Consider the following 1,504-nt stretch of genomic DNA (forward strand, 5'->3'; position numbering starts at 1 on the left):
TGGTCACCGTCAAGTTGGAAAGGGCTCAGTCTCGTGGTCGGCCATCTGGTGTTCGAGATGCGCGAGGATCACGCGCAGGCGTGCCGGAATGTGTCCTTGATCAAGTCCAGTAGTCTTGTGGCCGGCGCGGCGTAGGCGGCGGGAACTTTGCTCGGACAAGTTCACCGAGATCGTCCAGGTGTTCAGGGGCCGCGTCGTCCTCCGGTCTGGCCCCTCGGGCCGAACAACCTCGATAGACGCGACGGGCCAGGGGGCGGCGGCGCTCCTGCGCCAGGTCCGGGAGGATTGGTGGATGGACTCATAGCAGCGAATTGAGCCGTCTGAGCGTTTGCTGTCGATTCCGTAGGACCACCCTCATGCGCAATGTCCGCATATGGAGGGGGTGGACTATCAGATCGATATTCATTTGTGCGCGCATACTCCAGGTGGGCGGCTTCCAAGCCGTACTGCGCAGCCAGCTGAGCGTACTCGTACTCCGCAGCCGCTTGCATTCCCCAGCGTGCTTCCAACGCCGCTTGGTTCAAAACCTTTTTTTCTCCCTGATCCACCTCAATTACATCGGTGATCCACTCCTCGCGGGCAAGGCGGTCAACGTTCTTCCGGCAATCAGACTGCGCCTCGCTCCTTTTGTAGGCGGATTTGATGATGCTTTCTTTAGTCAGAGGGTTCCCGAATATCAATTCACCAGCTTCCTTCTTTTCTTTGAATTCGAGGTACCCGGCCTCCCATCTGTCGCGATTCTGGTCGATGGCAACCTGTAGTGGCTCCTCGACAGATAGAGCGATCCGCTGACTGTAGCCCTTCTCCTTGAAAAGCCTGAGCAGGTCTCGTGTGTCGGGCACATCCTGCATGGTCATCTGATAGGCGATACTATGCCCCCTCGCCATGGCTGCGTCGGCAACGCGCCTCATCACCCAGGAAGCCTCGTCGTTGAGGGCCACGCTAATTTCGGCGGGCGAAAATTTTTCCCTATATACCTCAGGTATAAAATCCAAGCCCCCTCGGCGCCAAATATCCTCTTTGACCCTCTGGTGACTCAGGACGACGAAGCTATCGCCCGTTACACAATTTTTGGGATTTCCAACGAGTTTATTCAGGGGTTGACCTAGATCGCCGCCCTCCCCATTGTTGAGCATCTGGAGGACATTCCGCAGGCTGGCGCCCTTTCTTATGCCGCTAGGACCCGCTGTGCAGATCAGAATCGGAACTCGCGTCTTTGGAATACGCTCGAATTCTGCGACCATATCTTCTATGATCCTCAAACGCATCGGGTGACGCGGACTATCTTTCCACCCGCCCAGCCCATTCATCCGCATACTGGTTTCAGCTTCTCTTAATGGGCCCAAATTATATTGAATATCAACGTACCTTTCCTCCAGGCTTTCCTCTGGCATGTGCAACACCTTCGCCCTCAGCGGTCATTCCTGCTTGCTGTCCGATAGCCAACTCAACGGGAGCGACCCCCCTTCGGTTCACTGAGCCTCTTCAGAACGGCCCCCGATCG

General features: G+C 56.5%; 1 protein-coding gene. It reads right to left on the minus strand.

Features of this window, described 5'->3' with window-relative positions:
- Positions 1-182: 182 nt before the first annotated feature.
- Complete coding sequence (locus AB0D85_RS52235) at positions 183-1,394, minus strand: zeta toxin family protein (RefSeq protein WP_362338771.1); 1,212 nt, start codon at positions 1,392-1,394, stop codon at positions 183-185.
- Positions 1,395-1,504 lie beyond the last annotated feature (110 nt).

This window comes from Streptomyces sp. NPDC048277, from assembly GCF_040652235.1.
Lineage (GTDB): Bacteria > Actinomycetota > Actinomycetes > Streptomycetales > Streptomycetaceae > Streptomyces.